The organism is Spiroplasma endosymbiont of Notiophilus biguttatus (genome assembly GCF_964030985.1).
GTDB classification, from domain to species: Bacteria; Bacillota_I; Bacilli_A; order Mycoplasmatales; family VBWQ01; genus Spiroplasma_E; species Spiroplasma_E ixodetis_A.
In genome coordinates this window covers 929,516-954,131 of the sequence record NZ_OZ034993.1, presented here as the reverse complement: position 1 = coordinate 954,131, position 24,616 = coordinate 929,516, and the positions used below count along the sequence as shown (strand labels likewise).

General features: G+C 24.5%; 27 protein-coding genes and 3 pseudogenes. 12 read left to right on the top strand and 18 right to left on the bottom strand.

The window, feature by feature from the left end; genetic code table 4:
* Positions 1-219 precede the first annotated feature (219 nt).
* From AAHM85_RS05725 to AAHM85_RS05710, 4 genes are all read left to right on the top strand, one after another.
* A complete protein-coding gene (locus AAHM85_RS05725) occupies positions 220-441 on the top strand; it encodes a transposase (protein WP_342261339.1) in 222 nt (73 codons plus the stop codon).
* A 60-nt stretch (positions 442-501) separates the two neighbouring features.
* The gene (locus AAHM85_RS05720) at positions 502-849 is read left to right on the top strand and encodes a transposase family protein (protein ID WP_342260488.1); all 348 of its coding nucleotides are present in this window, start codon (positions 502-504) and stop codon (positions 847-849) included.
* A gap of 4 nt (positions 850-853) precedes the next feature.
* Positions 854-1,348, top strand: a complete 495-nt coding sequence (locus AAHM85_RS05715; RefSeq protein WP_342260487.1) for a transposase family protein — start codon at positions 854-856, stop codon at positions 1,346-1,348.
* 124 nt (positions 1,349-1,472) lie between these two features.
* Complete coding sequence (locus tag AAHM85_RS05710; RefSeq protein WP_342261338.1) at positions 1,473-2,024, top strand: DDE-type integrase/transposase/recombinase; 552 nt, start codon at positions 1,473-1,475, stop codon at positions 2,022-2,024.
* Here AAHM85_RS05710 and AAHM85_RS05705 read toward each other — a convergent pair.
* Together AAHM85_RS05705 and AAHM85_RS05700 are read right to left on the bottom strand one after the other, a co-directional pair.
* Complete coding sequence (locus AAHM85_RS05705; protein ID WP_342260487.1) at positions 2,014-2,508, bottom strand: transposase family protein; 495 nt, start codon at positions 2,506-2,508, stop codon at positions 2,014-2,016. The genes AAHM85_RS05710 and AAHM85_RS05705 overlap by 11 nt on opposite strands.
* Positions 2,509-2,512: 4 nt before the next feature.
* Entirely contained in the window at positions 2,513-2,860 is a 348-nt protein-coding gene (locus tag AAHM85_RS05700) for a transposase family protein (RefSeq protein WP_342260488.1), read from the bottom strand.
* 79 nt (positions 2,861-2,939) lie between these two features.
* Between AAHM85_RS05700 and AAHM85_RS05695 the strand changes: the two are divergent.
* Positions 2,940-3,206: pseudogene (locus tag AAHM85_RS05695) on the top strand (IS3 family transposase); the annotation flags it as partial.
* Between the two features lie 22 nt (positions 3,207-3,228).
* Positions 3,229-3,591: pseudogene (locus AAHM85_RS08470) on the top strand (ISNCY family transposase); the annotation flags it as partial.
* Positions 3,592-3,599: 8 nt separating this feature from the next.
* On the opposite strand, the pseudogene AAHM85_RS05685 reads toward AAHM85_RS08470, so the two are convergent.
* From AAHM85_RS05685 to rplM, 4 genes and pseudogenes are all read right to left on the bottom strand, one after another.
* Positions 3,600-4,387 (bottom strand): annotated as a pseudogene (locus AAHM85_RS05685) (transposase); the annotation flags it as partial.
* 210 nt (positions 4,388-4,597) lie between these two features.
* A complete protein-coding gene (locus AAHM85_RS05680) occupies positions 4,598-5,644 on the bottom strand; it encodes a hypothetical protein (protein WP_342261336.1) in 1,047 nt (348 codons plus the stop codon).
* Positions 5,645-5,955: 311 nt separating this feature from the next.
* Positions 5,956-6,363, bottom strand: a complete 408-nt coding sequence (gene rpsI / locus AAHM85_RS05675) for a 30S ribosomal protein S9 (RefSeq protein ID WP_342261335.1) — start codon at positions 6,361-6,363, stop codon at positions 5,956-5,958.
* Between the two features lie 6 nt (positions 6,364-6,369).
* The gene (rplM, locus tag AAHM85_RS05670) at positions 6,370-6,810 is read right to left on the bottom strand and encodes a 50S ribosomal protein L13 (protein WP_342261334.1); all 441 of its coding nucleotides are present in this window, start codon (positions 6,808-6,810) and stop codon (positions 6,370-6,372) included.
* 195 nt (positions 6,811-7,005) lie between these two features.
* Between rplM and AAHM85_RS05665 the strand changes: the two genes are divergently transcribed.
* From AAHM85_RS05665 to rpsD, 4 genes are all read left to right on the top strand, one after another.
* The gene (locus AAHM85_RS05665) at positions 7,006-8,286 is read left to right on the top strand and encodes an IS3 family transposase (protein ID WP_342261333.1); all 1,281 of its coding nucleotides are present in this window, start codon (positions 7,006-7,008) and stop codon (positions 8,284-8,286) included.
* Positions 8,287-8,495: 209 nt separating this feature from the next.
* On the top strand, positions 8,496-8,990 hold the full coding sequence (locus tag AAHM85_RS05660; RefSeq protein ID WP_342261332.1) for a hypothetical protein: 495 nt from the start codon (positions 8,496-8,498) through the stop codon (positions 8,988-8,990).
* The gene (locus AAHM85_RS05655; RefSeq protein ID WP_342261331.1) at positions 8,951-9,328 is read left to right on the top strand and encodes a transposase; all 378 of its coding nucleotides are present in this window, start codon (positions 8,951-8,953) and stop codon (positions 9,326-9,328) included. The genes AAHM85_RS05660 and AAHM85_RS05655 overlap by 40 nt, the downstream gene beginning before the upstream one ends.
* 363 nt (positions 9,329-9,691) lie before the next feature.
* Entirely contained in the window at positions 9,692-10,303 is a 612-nt protein-coding gene (rpsD, locus tag AAHM85_RS05650) for a 30S ribosomal protein S4 (RefSeq protein WP_342261330.1), read from the top strand.
* Between the two features lie 437 nt (positions 10,304-10,740).
* Here the strand turns inward: rpsD and AAHM85_RS05645 are convergent, their stop codons facing one another.
* The 8 genes from AAHM85_RS05645 to hprK form a co-directional block, all read right to left on the bottom strand.
* Positions 10,741-11,817, bottom strand: coding sequence for a hypothetical protein (locus AAHM85_RS05645; protein ID WP_342261329.1), 1,077 nt, complete (start codon positions 11,815-11,817; stop codon positions 10,741-10,743).
* Positions 11,818-11,833: 16 nt separating this feature from the next.
* Positions 11,834-13,450 carry a tyrosine--tRNA ligase gene (tyrS, locus tag AAHM85_RS05640; protein WP_342261328.1) on the bottom strand — a complete coding sequence of 539 codons (1,617 nt, stop codon included), beginning with the start codon at positions 13,448-13,450 and terminating at the stop codon, positions 11,834-11,836.
* 8 nt (positions 13,451-13,458) lie between these two features.
* Positions 13,459-13,914, bottom strand: a complete 456-nt coding sequence (locus AAHM85_RS05635; protein ID WP_342261327.1) for a hypothetical protein — start codon at positions 13,912-13,914, stop codon at positions 13,459-13,461.
* 186 nt (positions 13,915-14,100) lie between these two features.
* Positions 14,101-14,397, bottom strand: coding sequence for a helix-turn-helix domain-containing protein (locus AAHM85_RS05630; RefSeq protein WP_252319896.1), 297 nt, complete (start codon positions 14,395-14,397; stop codon positions 14,101-14,103).
* A gap of 33 nt (positions 14,398-14,430) precedes the next feature.
* Complete coding sequence (gene whiA, locus AAHM85_RS05625; protein WP_342261326.1) at positions 14,431-15,378, bottom strand: DNA-binding protein WhiA; 948 nt, start codon at positions 15,376-15,378, stop codon at positions 14,431-14,433.
* A 23-nt stretch (positions 15,379-15,401) separates the two neighbouring features.
* Positions 15,402-16,367 carry a thioredoxin-disulfide reductase gene (gene trxB / locus AAHM85_RS05620; protein ID WP_342261325.1) on the bottom strand — a complete coding sequence of 322 codons (966 nt, stop codon included), beginning with the start codon at positions 16,365-16,367 and terminating at the stop codon, positions 15,402-15,404.
* Positions 16,351-17,553 carry a prolipoprotein diacylglyceryl transferase gene (locus AAHM85_RS05615; RefSeq protein ID WP_342261324.1) on the bottom strand — a complete coding sequence of 401 codons (1,203 nt, stop codon included), beginning with the start codon at positions 17,551-17,553 and terminating at the stop codon, positions 16,351-16,353. The genes trxB and AAHM85_RS05615 overlap by 17 nt, the downstream gene beginning before the upstream one ends.
* Positions 17,554-17,586: 33 nt before the next feature.
* Entirely contained in the window at positions 17,587-18,534 is a 948-nt protein-coding gene (hprK, locus tag AAHM85_RS05610) for an HPr(Ser) kinase/phosphatase (protein ID WP_342261323.1), read from the bottom strand.
* Positions 18,535-18,691: 157 nt separating this feature from the next.
* On the opposite strand from hprK, the gene AAHM85_RS05605 reads away from it, so the two are divergent.
* Both AAHM85_RS05605 and AAHM85_RS05600 read left to right on the top strand, forming a co-directional pair.
* Positions 18,692-19,525, top strand: a complete 834-nt coding sequence (locus tag AAHM85_RS05605; RefSeq protein ID WP_342261322.1) for an IS1595 family transposase — start codon at positions 18,692-18,694, stop codon at positions 19,523-19,525.
* Between the two features lie 184 nt (positions 19,526-19,709).
* Positions 19,710-19,940: a hypothetical protein gene (locus AAHM85_RS05600; protein WP_342261321.1), complete on the top strand. Its 231-nt coding sequence runs from the start codon at positions 19,710-19,712 to the stop codon at positions 19,938-19,940.
* A gap of 10 nt (positions 19,941-19,950) precedes the next feature.
* Here AAHM85_RS05600 and AAHM85_RS05595 read toward each other — a convergent pair whose 3' ends face one another.
* From AAHM85_RS05595 to AAHM85_RS05580, 4 genes are all read right to left on the bottom strand, one after another.
* Positions 19,951-21,123 (bottom strand): hypothetical protein, encoded by a 1,173-nt coding sequence (locus tag AAHM85_RS05595; RefSeq protein ID WP_342261320.1) that lies wholly within the window; start codon positions 21,121-21,123, stop codon positions 19,951-19,953.
* Positions 21,124-21,177: 54 nt separating this feature from the next.
* Positions 21,178-22,134, bottom strand: coding sequence for an SGNH/GDSL hydrolase family protein (locus AAHM85_RS05590; RefSeq protein ID WP_342261319.1), 957 nt, complete (start codon positions 22,132-22,134; stop codon positions 21,178-21,180).
* Positions 22,135-22,451: 317 nt separating this feature from the next.
* Entirely contained in the window at positions 22,452-23,504 is a 1,053-nt protein-coding gene (locus tag AAHM85_RS05585; protein ID WP_342261318.1) for a hypothetical protein, read from the bottom strand.
* 136 nt (positions 23,505-23,640) lie between these two features.
* Positions 23,641-24,519 (bottom strand): IS1595 family transposase, encoded by an 879-nt coding sequence (locus AAHM85_RS05580; RefSeq protein WP_342260524.1) that lies wholly within the window; start codon positions 24,517-24,519, stop codon positions 23,641-23,643.
* Positions 24,520-24,616: the final 97 nt, after the last annotated feature.

The following is a 24,616-nucleotide window of genomic DNA, read 5'->3' as shown; positions in this document are numbered from 1 at the left end:
AGAAAAAAATACTTCACCAAAAAGACATAAAAATAAGAAAAATAAGTTACATCCAACTAGAAATCGTACAACAAATTTTGGTGAATTAATTCAAATGGACACAAGTAATCATCATTGATTTGATTATGATAAACCAAAAGCATTGGATCGGCTACAATTTATTGGACACTAATTATGTAGACAAATAACAATATTTGTTAAAAGAAAGGAAATATAATTATGGCCAATATTACTTCATATACAGATGAATTTAAAAAACAAATAGTAGCTTTATATCAAAGTGGCAAATCAGTATCTTGTCTTGTTAAAGAGTACAATGTTACAAGAGCAGTTGCATATAAATGAATTAAGCAATTTACTAATTCGGAAAGTTTTAAAACTAAAGATAATCTTTCTGATTTAGAAAAACAATTAATTCAAATAGACTTACTGCATAACTAGTTAACTTTTTATTTTTTTGTTATTATTAAAATAAAATTTGAATAGTTAAGGATAAACTTTATGACATATTTTGAATTAAAAGATAAATCTGATCAATATTTTCGTAAAATAGTGGGTATTAATAAACTCGTTTTTAACGAAATTTTAAATATTTTATTAGAACATCAAAAACTCAAAACTACTATTGGTGGAAGGCCATATAAAATGTCAATAGAAGATCGACTAGTAATGAGTTTAAGATATTTATATGAAAATCGTACATATCATAGTATTGGTGCTGAGTATGGTATGGTTGATACTACTGCTTTACGAAATATTCGTTCAATTGAAGATATTTTAATAAAGAATAATAAGTTTAATAATTTAACAAATAAAAATATTTTTTTAAAAAGAAGAATTAAAAAATAAAATTTTGATAATTGATGTAACAGAGGTAGAAACAGAACGACCAAAATATAACCAAAAAGATTGATTTTCTGGTAAAAAATGAATGCATACTGTTAAGTTTCAAACCGTAATTAATGCAAATACTAATGAAATTTTAAATATTTTTTCTGATATTGGTAAAAATCATGATTTTAAAACTTTTAAGAATTCAAAGTTAAAGTTTTTACCAGAAACTATAATTCTTGCAGATAAAGGTTATCAAGGTTTACAAAAAATTCATGCTAATACATTTTTACCCATTAAAATTAGCAAAAATAATCCTAAAACAAATAAAACCAAAATCTTTAATAAGATTATTAATAAAACTCGTAGAAAAATTGAACATGTTTTTGCATTTTTAAAATGTTTTAAGATTATTGGTTATAAATTTAGAAAAGCCAGAAAACGAATATTTTTAAGATTTAATTTAATTGCAGGATTTTATAATTTATCATTAAAACTTAAAAACGTTATGCAGTAAGTCTAATGAATAAAGAATTAAAACAATTACGAATGGAAAATGATATTTTAAAGCAAGCAGCACTAATAATAGGCAGAAAGTAGAGATTATTGCAAATAATAAATGAAAATATAAGATTCGCCCAATGTGTCGTTTTTTAAAAATTTCTAAATCAACATATTATTTTAATTTAAAGAAAAAAGAAGATAAAATCAAAAATAATATTTATGATCAAGCTGTTATTAGTGCTTTTAAAGAAAACAAATGTGTTTATGGAACAAGAAGATTAAAAGTCATACTAGAAAAACAAGAAATTTATTTATCAAGAAGAAAAATTAAAAAAATTATGGATAAACATAATTTAATGTCAAAATACACTAAATTATCATTTAAAAATCATCGTAATAAAGTAAATAATGAACAAATCACTAATATTGTTAATAGAAACTTTAATAATAGAATTAAAAATGAGGTGATTGTCAGTGATCTTAGTTATGTTGAAGTTAATGGTAAATGAAACTATATTTGCTTATTAATAGACCTATTTAACCGCGAAATTGTTGGACATAGTGTAGGTACTAAAAAAGATGCATCATTGGTATATCAAGCATTTATGCAATCAAATCGCTGTTTAAAAGATATGCAAATATTTCATAGCGATCGAGGTAACGAATTTAATAATAGACTTACTGCATAACGTTTTTAAGTTTTAATGATAAATTATAAAATCCTGCAATTAAATTAAATCTTAAAAATATTCGTTTTCTGGCTTTTCTAAATTTATAACCAATAATCTTAAAACATTTTAAAAATGCAAAAACATGTTCAATTTTTCTACGAGTTTTATTAATAATCTTATTAAAGATTTTGGTTTTATTTGTTTTAGGATTATTTTTGCTAATTTTAATGGGTAAAAATGTATTAGCATGAATTTTTTGTAAACCTTGATAACCTTTATCTGCAAGAATTATAGTTTCTGGTAAAAACTTTAACTTTGAATTCTTAAAAGTTTTAAAATCATGATTTTTACCAATATCAGAAAAAATATTTAAAATTTCATTAGTATTTGCATTAATTACGGTTTGAAACTTAACAGTATGCATTCATTTTTTACCAGAAAATCAATCTTTTTGGTTATATTTTGGTCGTTCTGTTTCTACCTCTGTTACATCAATTATCAAAATTTTATTTTTTAATTCTTCTTTTTAAAAAAATATTTTTATTTGTTAAATTATTAAACTTATTATTCTTTATTAAAATATCTTCAATTGAACGAATATTTCGTAAAGCAGTAGTATCAACCATACCATACTCAGCACCAATACTATGATATGTACGATTTTCATATAAATATCTTAAACTCATTACTAGTCGATCTTCTATTGACATTTTATATGGCCTTCCACCAATAGTAGTTTTGAGTTTTTGATGTTCTAATAAAATATTTAAAATTTCGTTAAAAACGAGTTTATTAATACCCACTATTTTACGAAAATATTGATCAGATTTATCTTTTAATTCAAAATATGTCATAAAGTTTATCCTTAACTATTCAAATTTTATTTTAATAATAACAAAAAAATAAAAAGTTAACTAGTTATGCAGTAAGTCTAATAAAATTATTAACAAACTTTTATTAGCATTCAATATTACCCGCTCTTTAAGTAAAAAAGGTTGTCCTTATGACAATGCTGTTGCTGAAGCAACTTTTAAAACTTTCAAGACTGAATTTATTAATGACAAAAAATTTACATCATTAATACAGTTAAAATTAGAATTATTTGATTATATCAATTGATATAACAATATAAGAATCCACAGCACTTTAAACTACTTAACTCCCATTAAATATCAAGAAAAAATGTCTACCAAAAAATAGTCCTAAAAAGGGTTGCCATTTCACATTTTTACATGCTGCAATTGATGATGCTACAGGAAATATTGTTGGACTATGATTTGATCATCAAGAAACATTAGATGGTTATTATAATGTTTTTTATCAAATTTTAACTAAATATGGCATACCAAAAACATTTTATACTGATAACAGAACGGTTTTTGAATATAAGAAAAGAATCGACTCAGGTAAACTAAACCCAGAAAATGATACTTATACTCAATTTCAAAAGTGCTGTAATGATTTGGGTGTCGAAATAATTAGAACTTTAATTCCACAAGCTAAAGATAGAATTGAACGCTTATTTGGAACACTTCAAAATCGATTAATTAGTGAACTAAGATTTCATAAAATTAAAACCTTAGAATCTGTTTAGAATCTTTTTAATAAAATTGAAATAAAGGAAAGAACAACCATTTGTAAACTAGTATTTAATTTTCTTTCACAACTTTTTCATAATCTTCTACATTTTTCTAATCAAGCAAAACTTCGCTCTACAACTCATCTTTTTGGTAATACTACAAAAGAATGTAATTCATTACGTTTTACAACTTCAACATTCGCATTTATAATTGTTTTGATTGCAGAAGCAAATTTTTCACCAGTATAACCAGCATCTACTATTATTTTTTGAACTGTAGAAAGATTTTCCTTTTCATTTTGAATCATTATTATGGCACTATTACGATCTGTTTTTTCTGCTGTAGTTACGTAAATTGCATGTGGTAAACCTTGAGAATCAACAGCAATATGACGTTTTATTCCTGAAATCTTTTTACCAGCATCATAACCTTTGTTTTTAGTAGTATCTGTATTTTTAACACTTTGTGAATCAATTATACAAAAACTGGTTTTTTCTTTTCGATGATTATTGATACGAACTTTTCTAACTAATTTTTTTTAAAATTAATTGTCATATGCTAGGTTCTTTACCATTATTTTTACTTCAAATTTGAAAATAATAATATACAGTTTGTCATTTTGGAAAATTTTTTTGGTAACATTCTTCATTGACAACCACTTTTTAATACATATAAAACTGCACAAAATACTTCATATAAATCTAAATTTCTTGGTTTTGTTTTCTTTTTGACATTTTCTAAAATTAATCTTATGTTCTCAAATTGCTCTTTAGTGACATGACTTGGATAATTTTTATGCATATATACCTCTTATTTTAAAATATATAGTAATTTTACCTTATTCTCTAAAAAATTCTAAACAGGTTCTAAAAGAAAGCAATGAGTTAAAAACTTATATTAATTTTGTATAAATTAATTATACAAAATTAAAAAAATAAACAGTTTAATCTTCCAAAATAACTTATCTTTTTAACAAATATTTTTGGGAAATTTTAACTCGATATTGACATTTTATTTTATTCTTTTAAAAAGTAACTTCCCTTGATAATTTTGATTAGTTTTATCATTATAATTTTTGCTTCCAATATATAAATTATTATCTGCAGGTAATAAACTCACTACCGCACCATAATCTTTATTTCAACCAAATACTTCAGTAAAAGTAATAGCACCATCAGATGACTTATATAATCCACCTTTAAATTTATTATCAACAACTTGAACTCTGCTTCCAACATATAAATCATTATTAACAACAGCTAAACTTCAAATCTCACTATAATTTTTATTATTTTTTCAACCAATAGTTTCTGTTATTTTTTCTCCTTTAAGAGAAAGTTTAAATAGTCTACTTTCATATAGTTGATTTCTACTTCCAATATATAAATCATTACCAAAAACTATTAAACTCCAAACTTCACCATTATTTTGATTTCATTTTTTTAACACTAATATTCCATTAGGCTTAAATATCAATAAATTTCCAGTATATGTACCAGTTTTAGTACCAATATACAAATCATTATCAATAAACGCTAAACTTCTAACTTCACCATATGTTTCAATTCAGTCTTTAATTTCTGATACTTTTTTATTAGATTCAATCATAAATAACTTACCATAACAATCAGAAGTTCTTGTTCCAACATATACATTATTGCCCATAACTACCAAACTATAAACTTTTCCTGTTATTTCTGATATTCGTGTCGAAATATTTTGTTCAAGAGAATATCTAAAAACTCCATTAGCAAAAGTTGCTACATAAATAGTGCCATCATTAGTAACAACTAAACTAGAAATATAACCATTAATAACATTAATTAGTGTTATTATTTTATCTTTTGTATTAATTGCATTATCTTTAATTTTATATACACCATTACTAGTTCCGACATATAAATCATTATTTATATTTAATAAAGTTGATATTGCACCATAAGATTCAGGTCAATTAAAAATATTTAATTTTTCTTGATATACTCCCTCATTTTGAACTAATATTTCAGAAGTTGCTATAATACCCCGATTAATCCACCAGCCAAAACTGTCCCACAAACCATTCCTACAATAACTTTTCTTTTTCCTTTAATTTCTTTTGGCATAAACTAAAATCTCTCCTTAATTTTATTAAGTTTTTTGTAAATTAATTTTACATTATTCTTAAAACAAATTATTGATATTCTGATTTTAAACATATATAGTGTTTATAATAAAAACACCTCCAATTGATCTAAAGAAATACAAATTTAAAAAAAGTAAATTATAAACAAAAATAATATATAAAATTCTAATAATACTATCAAAATAATAAAAAAATATTAGATAATAGTAGTAAAAAAAGAGTCTGAGACTCTTTTTTTACTATATTAACGTTTTGAGAACTGTGGTGCTTTTCTGGCTGCTTTTAAACCATATTTTTTACGTTCTTTTTTACGTGCATCACGAGTTAATAATCCAAATTGTCTTAATAATGCTCGATATTCTTCTGACACCTTAACTAAAACATTAGATAAAGCTAAACGTGCGGCACCAGCTTGACCAGTTCTTCCACCACCTTCAACTTTGATATTAATTTCAAAGTTTTCTAACGTATTAGTTACTTTTAAAGGGAATAACATATCTTGAACTAAGATTTCTTGTTCTAAATATTTTAAAGGCTCAAAACCATTAATTAATATTCTCGATTGACCAGTATTTTTTAAATGAACACGGGCAGTTGACGTTTTACGTCCGCCTGAACTTGAATAAGTTACGGGTTTATTAGATGTTGTCATAAAAGTCTACTCCTCTTGGCCTAATGTTAAAACTTCGGGGTTTTGGGCTTGATGTTGATGTTGATCATGGTTATAAACATGAAGATGTGTAAATTGCTTACGACCTAAGGTAGTATTTGGTAGCATACCTTTAATCGCTATCTCTACTAATTCAGAAGCATCTTTAGCAATCATACTTTGTGCATTACGTACACGTAATCCACCAGGATATTGTGAATGGTTATAATACTTCTTATATTGTAATTTATTACCTGTTAATTTAATTTTGTTTGCATTAATAATAATAATATAATCTCCACAATCTAAATGTGGTGTAAATGAAGGTTTATTTTTACCACGCAATATCATTGCAACTTTAGTTGCAAGACGCCCTAAAATTAAACCACTGGCATCAATAACATATCATTTTTTTTCAATGTTACTGAAATTCATTGTTGTTTGACGCATTTTTTTCTCCTTACAGTGTAATTTTTACCGGGACTACATTGCTTAAAGCATTAATAATTATATAGAAACTTATTTAAAAAAACAAGTATTATCAAAGATTTAATAATTATTTTTAGGCATCAGTCACTTAAGTTTACCAATTAATATTTTCAATCTGTAATATAATTAAAAATAATTAATACAGAAGGAGAAATTATGAATTATAAAGTTTATTCAAAAGAAACAAAATTAGCCGTTGTTAATGAGTATTTAGTTGATAAAAAACTAAAAATACATGAAATTCAAGTCAAATATAAATTATCAACTCCAGTATTAATTTATAATTGGGTTAACCAATATCAAATTAAAGGTGAAAATGCATTCACCAAAATTTCTAAATCCCAAACTTCTCACAGGATCGATAAGAAAGATATTGAAATTAAACTATTAAACAAAGAAATTGATAAACTTAGAAAACAAGCTTTAAAAGATGAGGTTGAAAAAGAACTTTTAAAGGAGCAATTAGCCTGTGAAAAGAAATTAACAAGGGGAAAAAATAGTAAATTATTAAAATATAAGTGTTTTTTAATAGTAGAAAAATATAAGCAAAAAGGTCATCAATTAAATAAAATTATTGTTTACATAGCTATTAGCAAAACAGCATACTATTTATGAGTAAAAAAAGGTAAAAAGCAATATCAATCAAAAATTAATGATAATTTGATACAAGCAATAAACAAAATAGTTCTCATTAAAAATGAAAAAAAGTACATTAATATCACTAGTTTTGAAAAAGTAAGATTAGAGTTAAAAATAAAAAATAAAGGTCTTAAATGCAGTAAAACAAGCATAAAACAAATATTAAAAGATAATAATATTAAATTATTATTAGAACCTAAATCAACAAATAGAGTAGTAGAAAATAGTGATTTAAAAAATAATAAAGATTTATTAAAACGTAATTTTTCAAGTAATAACTTTCTTGAAAAAGTTGGTATGGATGGCACATGATTTAAAAATATAATTATTGGTGATAAAAAAAGAAAATTATTAGTTGTTTTTGCTACTGATATGTACAGTAATTCAATTGTTGGCTGAAAAATAAACAAAAGTGAAAATGCCAAAACTGTGTTAAATGTGGTTAATCAAATAGAATTAGCGAGTGCTAAACAATGTAATTTTACGACTATTCAATCAGATTTAGGTTCTGCTAATACAAGCGAAATTGTTAGTAAAGTTTTTAATACAAGTACTAATCTAATTCACTCAAAAAGTCTATCAGGTTTTAAAGGTAATCAAGTTAGTGAATGTTTAAATCGTTGAATTAAAAGAGATTTTAAAATGATGTTTGGTAGCACTTTTGAAAGTATGGAAAGTTTTAATAAAATATTAGAAAAATTTATTAGATATTGAAACAATGATAGAATAGTTATTAGATTGAAAATGCCTCCAAATCAATTTGTACAGATTTGAAGACAAGAAAGTAAACTTATCTAACCAATGCCTTTGGTGGTGCTTCACAATTCAATAAAGATCTTTCAGATTGAGATGTAGAAAAAGTAATAGAATATATTGACTTTTTCTGGAATTCAGGAATAACTGATAACAAAAAAATACCAAAATTCAATAACTAACTTTTTAAATTAAATACTAAATTTTATTATATAAATTTAAATTATTTTTCGGACTTCTCCCCACATGTACTTGTGGAGGGAACAATGAAACTGAATGAGTTTAACAATGCTTTTCAAACTGAACAGCAATGTCTTGCATATATAGCAAATTTGAAAGAAAACAAATGTATTAGGTGTTCTAGTTTTAATTTGAATAATTCTGATTTAAAAAGAATAAGATGTTTGAAATGTAATCAAACATTTAGTATTCTCACGGGTACCATATCTTCAAGGTCACAAACATCTTTAAGATCATGATTTTACCTCATCTTTAGATGAATAAACACCAAACATGGAATTCCGTCAACTGATGTTTCAAAAGAATTGGGAGTGACCTTAAAAACAGCATGGAGAATGGGTCATAAAATTAGAAGACGTATTGCAAAACAAGAACCTCAATTTATTGTTGAAGGCACAGTGCAAATTGATGAAATGTATCTTTCACATATGGCTTTTAAAAAACAAGGAAGATCCTTGAAAATAAAACATTGATTGTTGGCATTTATGAAAAAACAACTAATAAATTAATTGTGAAAGTATTGAAAAATACAAAGAGTAAAAGTCTTTTGAATTTTGCAAGAAGCCACATTTCTTCAAAATGTCATGTATATACTGATGATTGAAAAGGATATTGCGATTTCAAATTGGTTTTCCCAAAACATAAAACAGTTAACCATCAAGATGGTTATGTTTCAAAAACTGGTGTAAATACCAATCAAATTGAATCAGTTTGAAAACATATAAGAAGAACATTTAAAACACATATCAAAGTTGCAAAACATCATGTTTATTTATATGCCAAAGAAGCTGCATATAAATTCAACAAGATACCTAGTTTTGAAATTGTAATGCTGTGTTTAATTTAAAAATGTGGGGTGAAGTCCGTAGATACGCTTTTCTCAGCATTTATGTGATAAAATTAAAAAATAGTACATAAAGGGAGAAAAGCGTTATTTTTTAAAAAAAAATAATAACTAAAATTTAATGATATTTAATTGCAAAAATGAAAAAATAATATTTGACAAATAACATTACTTATCCTATAATTGATAAGCATTCACGAAAGCAGCAAATAAGTATTATTAAGTTGCAAATAGTTTACCCTCAAAGATTATTCTTTTTATTAATCTTAATAGTAACCAGTGCTGTTCTGGCGAATTGTAAACTATCTTAATGAGAACTTATTAAAGTCTCTTTGTGTTTGTATACATTCCAAGGAGGTTTTTATTATGTCAAGATATACTGGTCCAGTTTTTAGAAAATCAAGAAGATTAAACTTCTCAATTCTTGAATCTGGTAAAGAATTTGCAAAGGGAAAAAAGCGAACATTCGCTCCTGGACAACATGGTCAAAAAAGAATTAAACTTTCTAACTATGGATTACAATTACAAGAAAAGCAAAAAATTCGTTTCACTTATGGTTTAAATGCTCGTCAAATGAAAAATTTATTTGATGAATCAAAAAAAACTCATGGTGTTACAGGTACTAACTTGTTGGTATTCTTAGAATCAAGATTAGATAATATTGTTTTTCGTTTAGATCTATCTTTAACAAGAAAAGGTGCTCGTCAATTAGTAAATCATGGTCATGTTTTAGTTAATGGTAAAAAAGTTAATATTCCCTCATATCGTGTTAAAATAGGAGATAAAATTACTATTACTAAAAAAGCACAAAAAAATTCAAAAATTATTGAAGCATTAAATGCTAACGCTTCAACATTACCATTTATTGAATTCAATAAAAAAACATTTATTGGTACATATGTACGTCATCCACTACGTGACGAACTAAATACTGATATTAATGAAGCATTAGTTGTTGAATCATATGGACGTGCTTAAAATTAATAATTAATTTAAAATCTGTTATCAATTGATAACAGATTTATTTTTTAAATGGTAAATGTCAATAAAAGCATTTACCATTTTTTGTTTTTGAAAAAAATAAAATATAAATTAACGGACTTCTCTCCACAAGTACTTGTGGAGAGAAGTCCGTTATTATATTGTTGTTCTTCGGGTGCACTCTCTATTATTTCTTTAAGTAAATCTATCATAATTTTATCTTCCTTTGCTTATTAAAATTTAACTTAATAAAAATCCTAATATAGAAAATATCTATACTAGGAAAGAACATTTATTAAATTACTAGGTAATAATATCATAATTTTTTTAAAACACAAAGAAAAATTACTACTCCAGTTATAAATAAAAATTAAATGCTCAACTATTTTTTTATAAAAATATTGAAATAGAAAAAAATATTTTTTTTATTTTTATTAAAACGGATTATAAATATTTTTTAAATTCTGAATAATATGCTCTCTCACTATTACATCTTTAATTGAATTAGTAAAAGCAGAAATTTTAGGCTTTAAAAGATTATAACGACCCATATTTTGTGGAAGTGTAGTATCTATTATTGGCATATCTTTTAAATTATCATCGAATATTTGTACTACTTCCGAATATAAATTAAGTATATTAGCATAAGCATTAAAAACTGATACGATATAATTAACGTCTAAAAAATTATCAACTCCGTGTTGTTGCAAGAGATCTATAATTATTTTTTTATTAGCAATGATATCACCTGTTGATTCCATCTCTTTTAAAGCATTAGCAATTTTATCGGTTTCATCTACTCTTAATATAGCTATCATTTTTAACTTTTCAACAGTACTGTAACATTCCTCATAAGTTGTATTATTTTTTAATTCATTTATACTCTGTTTTAATGTTTCACTATTTTGATATAAAGCAATAACAGTGTTAATGTCTGTTACATTAACATTTAAAAAAGGAATATTATTATCAATACTACTAAATATTTTATGAGTAACAGAAGTTGTCGGTATTTCATTTTTAATAACACCATAACTTAATAATTTATTACCAAAAACATTAGTACCCATCATAATAATTACGATACTACCTAAAATACTCATTCTAATAAAATTAATTAAAATTCCAGCTGTAGCATTTATTGCTCTGTGTTCAATTTTATTTTTATTAAAAAGCACAAAATATAAAATAATATAGATTATTCAAAATAAAATATTAAAGGCAATAATTCAAACAATAGCATATATCAAAAAGCCAATATTATCAGTTAATAAATTCTTAAATGAAGCAAAACTACCACTAAGACCACTAAATCATGGTGATACCATATTTTTAAAAGAATTTATTAACATTGGTTTAAATGCCAACATTAAACCAATACTAAGTAAATTAACAACACTAATAAATGTTAATGATCTTCCCCCAATAAAAAAACCGGTAATAATACCAAAAATAATAATAGCGAAAATAATAATATCCCATAATAATGGAGAAACATTAATAAATATCATATTTAAATACCTTTCCTTATTTATAAACAACTATAAAATAATGACGCTTACCTTTTTTAATAATTGTTACTTGATTATTAATTGCATTTTTTTTACTAATAAGAAAATTTATATTAGTAATTTTTTCACCATTAACAATAATTGAACCTTGCATAATCAGTTCTCTTGCTATTCTTTTCGAATTACAAATTTGATTATTAACTAAAAAATCAATTATTTGTTCATTATGATTAAGATTAAAATGTGGTACATCTTTTAAAACCTGTAAAATCTCAGATGACTTCATTTGATGAATCCGATCATGGAAAAAAGCATTAGTAATATTAATAGCACTAAAATATCCATTTAATTTATGAATAAATACCGTTAATAAAGCTGCTAAAATCTTTTGTCCATAATGTTGTTTAACATCACTGTTATGAATTACTAAAATTTTTGTTATTTGTTCTTCACTAAATAAAGTTAAAGAATTAAAAAAAGTAGGCAAATCTTTATCTTCTTGATTAAATAAAAATTGATATAACTCATAAGGTGAAGTTTTTTCACTATTTAAAAATATAGCGCCTTTTTCACTTTTACCAAATTTTTCACCATTAGATTTAGTTAATAAATTAATAGTAATACCGGCAGCATGATGTTCATCACCTTTTTGTTTTCTAATTAAATCTAAACCGGCAGTAATATTTCCTCATTGATCACTACCACCAGATTGAATATAACATTGCTCTTTTTCATATAAATGATAAAAATCATACGCTTGTAATACCATATAAGAAAATTCAGTATAAGAAATTCCAGAATTTAAACGATTAGCAATCATTTCTTTACCTAACATTTGATTAACGTTAAAATGTTTACCAATATCACGCAAAAAAGTTATAATTGTTAGTGGACCTAATCATGTTTGATTATTAATAATTTTAATTGGCTTAATTTTATTATTTAATGTTCCCAATGGTAATTTTAAAAATGTAATTCAAGTTTCTACATAACTGTCACAATAATTTAACAATTGTTTAAAGGAAAGATTATTTAAATCACTTTTCATAGTAACTCACTTTTGATCAAAATTACAAATTTCATATAAAGTTTTTAGTAATGATGCTGATAATCCTAATTCTTCTCATGGTAATGGCAATGTTTTTAAAATACTACTTAAAGTCTGTTGATATTGATTATTTGGATTAATACTTTTAATAATCATTTCTAATGTTTTATATTCTTTATCATTTAATAAATTACATGTTTTAATTAATTCTAATGATGTTAAATTATCAATATTTTCATAACTTAATAATGTTACTAACTGCTCTTTTATTTTTCTAACATTAGTTTGTAAAACATTTTCATCTAATAAATTACGTTCTTTATTTTTACCACTTGGATCACCAATCATTGCCGTTGTACCACCAATAACAGCAATTGGTTGAAAACCAAATATGGCAAAACGATGCAATAAAATAATTTGCAGTAAATTACCTAAATGTAATGAATCATTACTTGGATCAAAACCACAATATATTCCTTTTCCTAATTTTCCTGCATTAATTACTTTATCTATGCTACTAATATCTTTTAAGATATTACGTCATTTTAATTCGTCAATAATATTGGATTTTATTATATTATTCATAGCATCTCCTATTTATTTTCATCTAAAATATCATCAACTAACAAATCAATAGTTGTAATAATTGTATCGTTATTACTTGCATTATTGTAATTAATAGATGTAGTTTCTTTAAATATTTTATCGCGAAATTCTAGATAGCGCGATGGTAAACTATCATATATTTGTTGTTGTTCTCTATTTTTTTTAATTTGTGCAATTCTAGTATTATCAAGATTACTAGAATTATTATACGTTACTTCTTTTTCGCGAAAAATATTTTCTTTAGTTTTTTTATCAACATATTGCTCAATAATGCTAGAACTGCTATCGGCTTTTTTAATATTAATTGGAATCGTAGTTATTTTTTGATGATTAAGACCAAATATAGGTGAAATAATACTAGTTAGTTGATAAGGTTCTTTTTCAACATTATCAACATTAGTAGTAACATTTTCAATTTCAACTTCTGGATTTTCTATTGTCATAATAACTCCTTAATGATAATCAATAATTAAATTATATCATTTTAATGATTAATTATTCCTAATATAAGGTGAATAAATTTCATAATCTTCATTAATATAAAATAATTACTAGTGAATATAAAATTAATTTTAATAAAAAAGTAGTACTTATTTATAAAGTACTACTAAAAGTGTATTAAATTGATTTTATTCAACACTAAATGTGTCATATAAATTTGAAGTATCAATATTATCAAACCCTACAGCAAAAAACTCACTAATAGATGAATCCAACCCATTAATTATTTTTAAGATTGCAACTAAAGATACGTTTCTTGTTCCTCTTTCAGCATCAGAAATATAATTACGATGTAGGCCGCTTGCTTCTCCAAGTTTCTCTTGTGAAAATTTTCTACCTTTTTGATTACGTAAAGTTTTCATTCGTTTTCCAAAAGCATTCAATAAATCTTGACGACCTTTGCTTAAAATTTCTTTCTTTTTCATTGTATGGCCTCCTCTTATACTTTTTATATTAACTTACAATGTTTCTTGATACTTTTTCTTAATTTCGCGAATTAAATGATTAACCCCAGACTTAGTAATGACAAAACCAGTTTCTTGATAGTAAAGTTCACCCAATTCTGAAAGTGATGCTTCAGGATTTTTTAATCTTAAATTTGAAATAATTTGAGCTTTTAATGACAACGCTTTGAAAAGTTTTTTATCCTTTAAAACGGAAATCATTATAACTTGCTGGTCTCCAGCATTTAAAATTTTTTGTTGATTAGAAATATCAATATTATTAAAACGATTAATATTATTAAATAATTCTCGTGAAATGCGTTTATCTTCAAAAGCGAAAACTGCTTGTGGACAATCAATTATTTTTAAAAAGTCAGAAATTACATTAGATTTTTTTAGATAAAGCACCGTTTTATTACGACGTTTTATTATTTTAAAGTTTAATTTAAAAGTTTGTAATAAAATATTTTTAATTTTTTTAGCCAACATATCATTATGAAATTGCAATTCCAAATGGTAGTTAGGTGTTGAAGGAGAATTGATACTGCCAACTACAAGGAAGATTCCTGCGATATACGCTCTTATACAATGCTCTTTTATTATATGCTGGTGCATAGCTTCTTTCTCAATAAAAAGATATTTATCTTGAAGCATTAAATCATTAATAATAAAATTGATTTTATTATTAATACGAATATTATACACCTTTGGACGCTCAAATTTATTTAAAACATCCACCATAACTATCAATCTTACATCTTTATATTGATTTTTTAAAAATTTATATATTAACCTAGTGGTTTTGTTATGAAAACTATGAATAATAATCTCATTATTTATTTTATCTGAATTTGTAATCTTACCATTAATAAGCGAATATGCTGATAGTAAAGATTTCTGACAACAATTTTTAAAATTTTTTTGACAGATTTCATCTTTTACACTTGTTGTAAATGATATCATTACTATCACCTCAATTGTACACTTTATTCATTAAAATTATCAATAAAATTTATTAAATATTGTGCTGCAATCGCTCCATCATTAACAGCAGTTACTATTTGTCTTAAATTTTTAGAAATTACATCACCAGCTGCATATAATCCTGGGATTTTAGTTTGACACTTATCATTAACTATAATATAACCATTGCTATCACAAATATCTAAATCTTTAACAAATTTTGTAACAGGATCAGAGCCAATATAAGGAAATAAGGCATCAGTAGTAATTTCACTAATTTCCTTAGTTTTAATATTTTGAATTTCTAATTTACCTACTTTTTTCTTATCCTCAGTACCTAATACTTTTAATACAACATGATTAGTTATTAAATTAATATTTTCATTGTTTTTAACTTTATTAACGGTTTTATCATCAGCACGAAATTGATCACGGCGATGAATAAGATTAACTTTATTAGTAAATCTTATTAAATATAAAGATTCTTCACAAGCAGCATAACCACCGCCAACTACACTAATAATTTTATTCTTAAATAAAGCACCATCACAAACAGCACAATAAGAAACACCACGATTAGCATATTCCTCTTCACCAGAAACACCAATTTTACGTTCTAATGAACCAGTCGCTATAATTATTCCTTTAGCAGTAAGAACATCACCACTACTTAAAATGACTGTTTTAATTTTATGATTTTCACTATCTGTAATTTTAATAACTTCATCAGTAACAAATTCAACTTGTAGTTTCTCAACTTGCTTTTGCATTTTTTCTGATAATTCAGGCCCTAAAATATAATCATAACCTGGATAATTTTCAATTTCAGAAGTTTTAATCATTTTTCCACCAACAATATATTTTTCAATAATCACAGTTTTAAGATTTGCTCTTTGTGCATAAATAGCAGCTGTCATTCCTGCTGGACCACCACCAATAACTACTAAATCATAATCATATTTATTTTCTTTATTAGTATGATTTTTCATATAATCATTCTCCTTTACGAAATCTTGATGGTGCAATAATTTGTGCAAATATTACTAAAATAACACCTAAAATAATTCACATTCCAGAAACTATCATTGAAGTTGAAACATTGGCTATTTTCATAATGTCTCTATTATCACGAAGTGGTTCTAAAATCATTCTAATAATACCATAAAAGACAAAGTATAAACTACCTGATACTCCTGCATACGTTACTCGATAATTATTAGGATTATACATAGTATTTAAAGATTTAGAATGTGGTTGCATATTATATTTAATCTTTAAATATCATTTTTTTATCTTTGATTTAACTTTCGAATGTGTTTTAACATTTTTTCAAGGTATTTTTTCAACACTTTTAACACTATTCTTATTGGATGTAAAATCAAAATATGCTTGTTTTCAACTTTCATATTTAAATTTACGATATCCATGAAATTTTTTAATAATTTTTCAAGGTTTTAAAAAATCTTTTCCAACAATTGGATTAGTCTTTAAAGGCGAAATAAATTGCGAAGAATCTAATTTTCATGGTTTTTTACTAAACATTTGTCCTGTTTTTGGTACAAAAAACGTTAAAAAGAATCAACCAAATAATGAAGATAATGACTCATATAAAAACAAAGGTTGACAATAAACAGCAACAAGATCTGGTTTATCACTATTAAAACCATAATGTAAATGATTATTTATTCATGTTGGTAATCAACTGAAAGGATGACCAACATCAGCTCCTAGTAATTCTTGATTAAAAAAATTACCTCATCTACCAATAGCTTGGCCTAATAAAATATTTGGAACAATACAATCAATAAAAACTCACATTGAAATTTGTAACTGTTTTGAAGTACGATAAAAAATAAAGAACCCTACTATCATTCCAACTGTAACGCCTCCTTCAATTGCCATACCACCTCTTCAAACAGCAACCACATCAAGTGCATTTTCAATTGTGCTAGTATTATTAAGAACATATCATGCTCTTGCTCCTATTAATCCTGCTAATGCAATAACTAATGTTCCTCATTCTAAAGTTTTAGTTGGAATATTACGGCGATATAATTTTATTCATGAAGCAATAACAGCAATTAAAAACCCTACTGCCATTAATACCGAATAAATATGAATTCCCGTTCCTGGAATATCGGTAATTAAACTATTGTATCCATCATCATTAATCATATTTTTTTCCTTTTTGATAATTTAATAATTAAATTATTTCTTTTTTGTTAAATTTCTAATTATTTGTTTTTGAAAACTAGCAGTAGCGTCTTGACCTTCATCTTTTAACTTTAAACTAATAACTGCTGCTTCAATTAAATCAGCTAAATTTCTTCCTGAACTAACAGGAATAATTATTTTGGGCACTTTAATTTCAAAAAAAACATCAAAGTTATTATGATCACCAAGTCGATCAACTTTAGTTCAACCATCATTTTCAATTCTAATTAAATTAATAATTAAATTTACTTGACTCTCATGCATTATAACATGATATCCATACATTTTGGTAATATCTAGAATACCTATTCCTCTAATTTCAATTAAATTTTTAATAATCGGATTAACTTTTCCTACAATTTTATTATTGACTTTTAAAATATCAATACTATCATCACCAACAAATAAGTGCCCATTACGTAATAAATCTAATGTTGTTTCTGATTTACCAATACCACTTTCACCTGTAATTAGGACACCATAACCAAAAATATTTACTAAAGTACCATGTAAACGTTTAGATTCAGATAAACGTTCAGCAATATAAGTAGAAATTGTTGCTGCAAATTCAGAAGTAAAAAATAATACTTCAATAATTGGAACTGTTGAATTAATCGCTTTAGCACAGTCACATAATTCTTTTTTAAATTTAAAATTAGGTGTTACAAAAATAGCAGGAATATGATCTTCTAAAATATTACTAAAATGGTTCTTAAATTCTGTTTTTGGTAAAGAGGAAATATATTCTCTTTCTTTACTGCTTAATAAAATTATACGACGACTACGTGAAATTTGTTTAGTTTTAAACCCCGTTAATTCTAAACCACCACGATTAGTACCAATATTAGTAATAATTCTTTTTTCAATTGGAATTTTGGGATTAATATATAAAATTGTTAAATTAAATTTTGTTACTATTTCACCAACACTAAGGTTTTCCATACTTAATTTCCTGCCTTTTATAATTAAAATTTTTGATTAATTTTAAACATAATATAATTATATATAATATATTGACAGAAAGTTTATTATTAACAAAAATTCTAAAAACATTGAAAAACTATTGAATAATATAACGGACTTCTCCCCACATGTACTTGTGGAGGGAACAATGAAACTGAATGAGTTCAGCAATGCTTTTCAAACTGAACAGCAATGTCTTGCATATATAGCAAATTTGAAAGAAAACAAATGTATTAGGTGTTCTAGTTTTAATTTGAATACTTCTGATTTAAAAAGAATAAGATGTTTGAAATGTAATCAAACATTTAGTATTCTCACGGGTACCATATTTTCAAGGTCACAAACATCTTTAAGATCATGATTTTACCTCATCTTTAGATGAATAAACACCAAACATGGAATTCCCTCAACTGATGTTTCAAAAGAATTGGGAGTGACCTTAAAAACAGCATGGAGAATGGGTCATAAAATTAGAACACGTATTGCAAAACAAGAACCTCAATTTATTGCTGAAGGCACAATGCAAATTGATGAAATGTATCTTTCACATATGGCTTTTAAAAAACAAGGAAGATCCTTGAAAAATAAAACATTGATTGTTGGCATTTATGAAAAAACAACTAATAATTTAATTGTGAAAGTATTGAAAAATGCAAAGAGTAAAAGTCTTTTGAATTTTGCAAGAAGCCACATTTCTTCAAAATGTCATGTATGTACTGATGATTGAAAAGGATATTGCGATTTCAAATTGGTTTTCCCAAAACATAAAACAGTTAACCATCAAGATGGTTATGTTTCAAAAACTGGTGTAAATACCAATCAAATTGAATCAGTTTGAAAACATATAAGAAGAACATTTAAAACACATATCAAAGTTGCAAAATATCATGCTTATTTATATGCCAAAGAAGCTGCATATAAATTCAACAAGATACCTAGTTTTGAAATTGTAATGCTATGTTTAATTTAAAAATGTGGGGTGAAGTCCGTAGATACGCTTTTCTCAGCATTTATGTGATAAAATTAAAAAATAGTACATAAAGGGAGAAAAGCGTTTATAAAATTAATAATCCTAAAAAAATTAAAAATTATTATGATATAATTTTTTCAAAATTGTTAAAAATTAAAATATTAGAAATTGGTGTTAACTTTTTATGAATAGCAACTATATTCCTTTTGAATTAGTATTAAAAACTATTATCTCATCATCTATCAATCAAAATTTAAATCATATTTATGAAACTATTGATAAAAATAAAAATGAAAAAAATACTGGTAATTTAGTTTCTGAAAAATGAGATTACCATTTTATTAATTATTTAGGACAATTAAGTCCAATTGGAAGTGGTACTCCTCCACAATTACCACCAAGAAATAAAATATAAATAAATATTACTAATTAATATTATCTAAAATTTGAATAATAGTTTTAACTATCTTTTCAGCATTTTTTTCATTCTTAAGAACATATAAATAATCTTTTAAATACTTAAAATTTTCTATATCATTTTCTATTTTTATGAATATTTCTTTAGTAGCATAACCAGTTGAAGCTATAGGAATTATTATTTTATTTTTATCTCTAGCAATTTCAAATTCATTTAACACACCTTTTGATAAAACAATATTATTATTTTCATCCATTTTATTACCAAAAATAAATAGTACAATGTCTGCTTTATCTATTAACTGATTACGATATTCTGGTCAACTTTTTTTAAATTGTTGGGGAAATGGTCATACATCAAGAATTTTATCCAAAATGACATTATTTTCTTTAGCATACTTAACAGCACCACTTACTATTTCATCACTAACGCCGATTCCAAATGCATTTATTATTTTTTTATTTTCTTTACATAAAAAATTTGATAAATCAAATACAAATTTTTTACTTTTTTTTATAGTGCCAAATTCTTCATAACTATTAGCTATACCTGAAATAAAAATATTTCTCTTCAAATTATTATTAGTTGCAGAATTAAATATTTCTGCTTTTGAATCGCAATGATTGTTTAATAATGTTTTAAAATTAATATTTTTAAAACAATTGTGGTTTATAGAATTGAATAACTTACCATAAATTGTAAGAGAAAAAGAATCGTTTGAAAACTGTAATTCTGTTTCAGGAATAAATTTACTATATAAACTATTTTCTCCTAATGTTCCATCGCCATAACCATAATATTTATCATTAATATCCAAATTAAGTGCAGTTAAATCAATTGCATAATAATACCATACTTTAGTGCTTATTTTTGAAGCATAATGAGTACCTAAAAAATAAATAGGAGTATCTTTTGTTAAAAAAATGCCAGTTTCTTCTCTCATTTCATTATAAACTGTTTCCAAAGGATTATTATTTTCCACTCCACCAGTAATTGAACTATATTTACCCAGTTTATTTTTATTAAATAAAGGATTACTCTCACATGTTTGCATAAAATAACGACTACCATCATCTTTAATTATAAATGGTAATATTGCGACACCTTTGTTATTACATCAAGGTTCTTCAACACCATGCATAAAGTCTACTTTAATTAATTTAACTCATTCTTTTTTCATATTTATTTTTTCCTTTATAATAAAATTATAACTCTTATAAATAAATATTTCTAATTAATTCTTATTATTATTTATTAATTTAATTAATTCTTGAGCCATAATATTATGTGCTCATTTATTAGGATGAATGCTATCAAAAAAGAAATAATTATTAATATTTTCTTCATTAATACCTTCATTGAAATGAGGAACAATAATACCATTATTAATTATTTCACTAAAATCAATAGTAACTGCTGCATCAACAATATTGTTATTAATATTCAAGTTTTTAAACTTATTAATAGCATTTGTTATTGCTGTAAACATATCATATTTAATAATATTTTTTTTATTTTTATTTAATTCTTCAATAACACTATCTAACATTTTATTAAAATTAGTAGTTAAATTTAAAATACGCTCCTTGTCTTTTTCTTTATTTTTAAATAAAGGGATAATACTCATATTAGGCACATTACATAGTAAAATACGTTGAGCACCCTTATTTATTAATTTAGTTAAAGCATTTTTTATTAACTCAACTGCTTTATTAATAATTTCTTCTTGATCACTTAATAATGATTGCTTAAAAGCATATAAAATATCATTACCACCAAACTCAACTAAAATTATATCATTACTATTAATATGATGCTGACTAATTAAAGCATCTACTTGATGAGTAATATCAAAATGATTAATAACAAAGCTTTCTACTGTTAATTCTTTTTTTCTACTAGCTAAAGCTCCACTAACTGCATAATTATTACCAATTTGCTCATCAGCAAATAAAAAAAGGTCAAATCTTCAAGCAGAAGTTAAATTTATATGCAAATAATCAGAAATAATTTCTGCTGCCACAGGACCATTAGAAAAAGAATTTTTATAAAATGGTGTCAACATTTTAACTATTTTAGGTATTTTTAAATGCTTAAAAAGAGCTGTAAAACCACTTACTAATGCTCCTGTATCTGATAAACTATCTCCTAAAACATAAAAGTTACCTTTTATTTTTTCATTATTATTCATGACTTCTCCTTCTAACAATAAACTTAAACTGAAAATATCTTAACATAATTGATTTAGCTTATCATAGTACAAAAAATAATTATGCTAAAAGTGGATATTATCATATTTAAATGGCATTGGTTAGATAAGTTTACTTTCTTGTCTTCAAATCTGTACAAATTGATTTGGAGGCATTTTCAATCTAATAACTATTCTATCATTGTTTCAATATCTAACAAATTTTTCTAATAGACTTACTGCATAACGTTTTTAAGTTTTAATGATAAATTATAAAATCCTGCAATTAAATTAAATCTTAAAAACGTTATGCAGTAAGTCTAATGAATTAGATTAGTACTTGTATTAAAAACTTTACTAACAATTTCGCTTGTATTAGCAGAACCTAAATCTGATTGAATAGTCGTAAAATTACATTGTTTAGCACTCGCTAATTCTATTTGATTAACCACATTTAACACAGTTTTGGCATTTTCACTTTTGTTTATTTTTCAGCCAACAATTGAATTACTGTACATATCAGTAGCAAAAACAACTAATAATTTTGTTTTTTTATCACCAATAATTATATTTTTAAATCATGTGCCATCCATACCAACTTTTTCAAGAAAGTTATTACTTGAAAAATTACGTTTTAATAAATCTTTATTATTTTTTAAATCACTATTTTCTACTACTCTATTTGTTGATTTAGGTTCTAATAATAATTTAATATTATTATCTTTTAATATTTGTTTTATGCTTGTTTTACTGCATTTAAGACCTTTATTTTTTATTTTTAACTCTAATCTTACTTTTTCAAAACTAGTGATATTAATGTACTTTTTTTCATTTTTAATGAGAACTATTTTGTTTATTGCTTGTATCAAATTATCATTAATTTTTGATTGATATTGCTTTTTACCTTTTTTTACTCATAAATAGTATGCTGTTTTGCTAATAGCTATGTAAACAATAATTTTATTTAATTGATGACCTTTTTGCTTATATTTTTCTACTATTAAAAAACACTTATATTTTAATAATTTACTATTTTTTCCCCTTGTTAATTTCTTTTCACAGGCTAATTGCTCCTTTAAAAGTTCTTTTTCAACCTCATCTTTTAAAGCTTGTTTTCTAAGTTTATCAATTTCTTTGTTTAATAGTTTAATTTCAATATCTTTCTTATCGATCCTGTGAGAAGTTTGGAATTTAGAAATTTTGGTGAATGCATTTTCACCTTTAATTTGATATTGGTTAACCCAATTATAAATTAATACTGGAGTTGATAATTTATATTTGACTTGAATTTCATGTATTTTTAGTTTTTTATCAACTAAATACTCATTAACAACGGCTAATTTTGTTTCTTTTGAATAAACTTTATAATTCATAATTTCTCCTTCTGTATTAATTATTTTTAATTATATTACAGATTGAAAATATTAATTGGTAAACTTAAGTGACTGATGCCCTTCATCTTTTACTTTCACTAAAAATTTTCGGAATTTTACGCTTATTGGTTAACACTTAATTCTTAATAAATAATTTAATTATGATATTTTTAAATGTGATTTTTTCTTTACGGTTATTATATTTAAAACAAAATTCATTTAAATAAGATTGGAGTCATTTTTTTGAAACTCAATGAAATTGGCCGATAAAACCTCTTTTTAATATTGCTCAAAAACTTTCTATTGTATTTGTATGAATACCATTATAAGAAAAATATTTTTTGTGATTAACTTGTTCATGTGGTAAAATTTTATTCATTTTATAATATCCACGATATTCATCAGTAAAAAGAATAGAATTGTTAATATCAACATTTTCTTTAACTATTTTCATTAAATCTTCAGATTTAATACTTTTATTTTTTGCATGAAATAATTTAACATTACCATTTCGTTCAATAATGCCAACAACACACTCTTTACTAGTTCCTCTACCACGTAATGAGTTATTTTTATTATCAACATCATTATATTTACGCGGTTTTCCACCCACATATGTTTCATCCATCTCTAATATTTTTGCTAATAATTTAATCTCATCATTAGCCATTGCCTTTCTAATTTTATGCATCATTTTTCATACAGTTGCTAAACGTAAATTTAAGTCTCTTGAAGCTTGAGATGATGATAAACTTTTTTTAGCATTAGCCATTAATACTATTAAAATAAATCACTTTTGAAGTGGTACACGTGTATGATGAAAAATAGTTTGAGCAGTTACACTAAAAGACTTATGACATTTTTTGCATTTATAACGCGACTCTTTTAAAACAGAGTTAACTTTTTCACTAAAACAAAAAAGACATTTTGGTTTGTTATTTCATCTTATTTCTTCTAAAAATTTTATACAAGATTCTTGGTTTGGAAATTTATTTATTATGTCTAAAATATTCATTTTCAATCACCTTTAATTAGATTTTATTTTACTAATATCTAATTATAGTTTTCAGAAATAATAATGTATATAAGTTATTGCCAATAAACGTAAAATT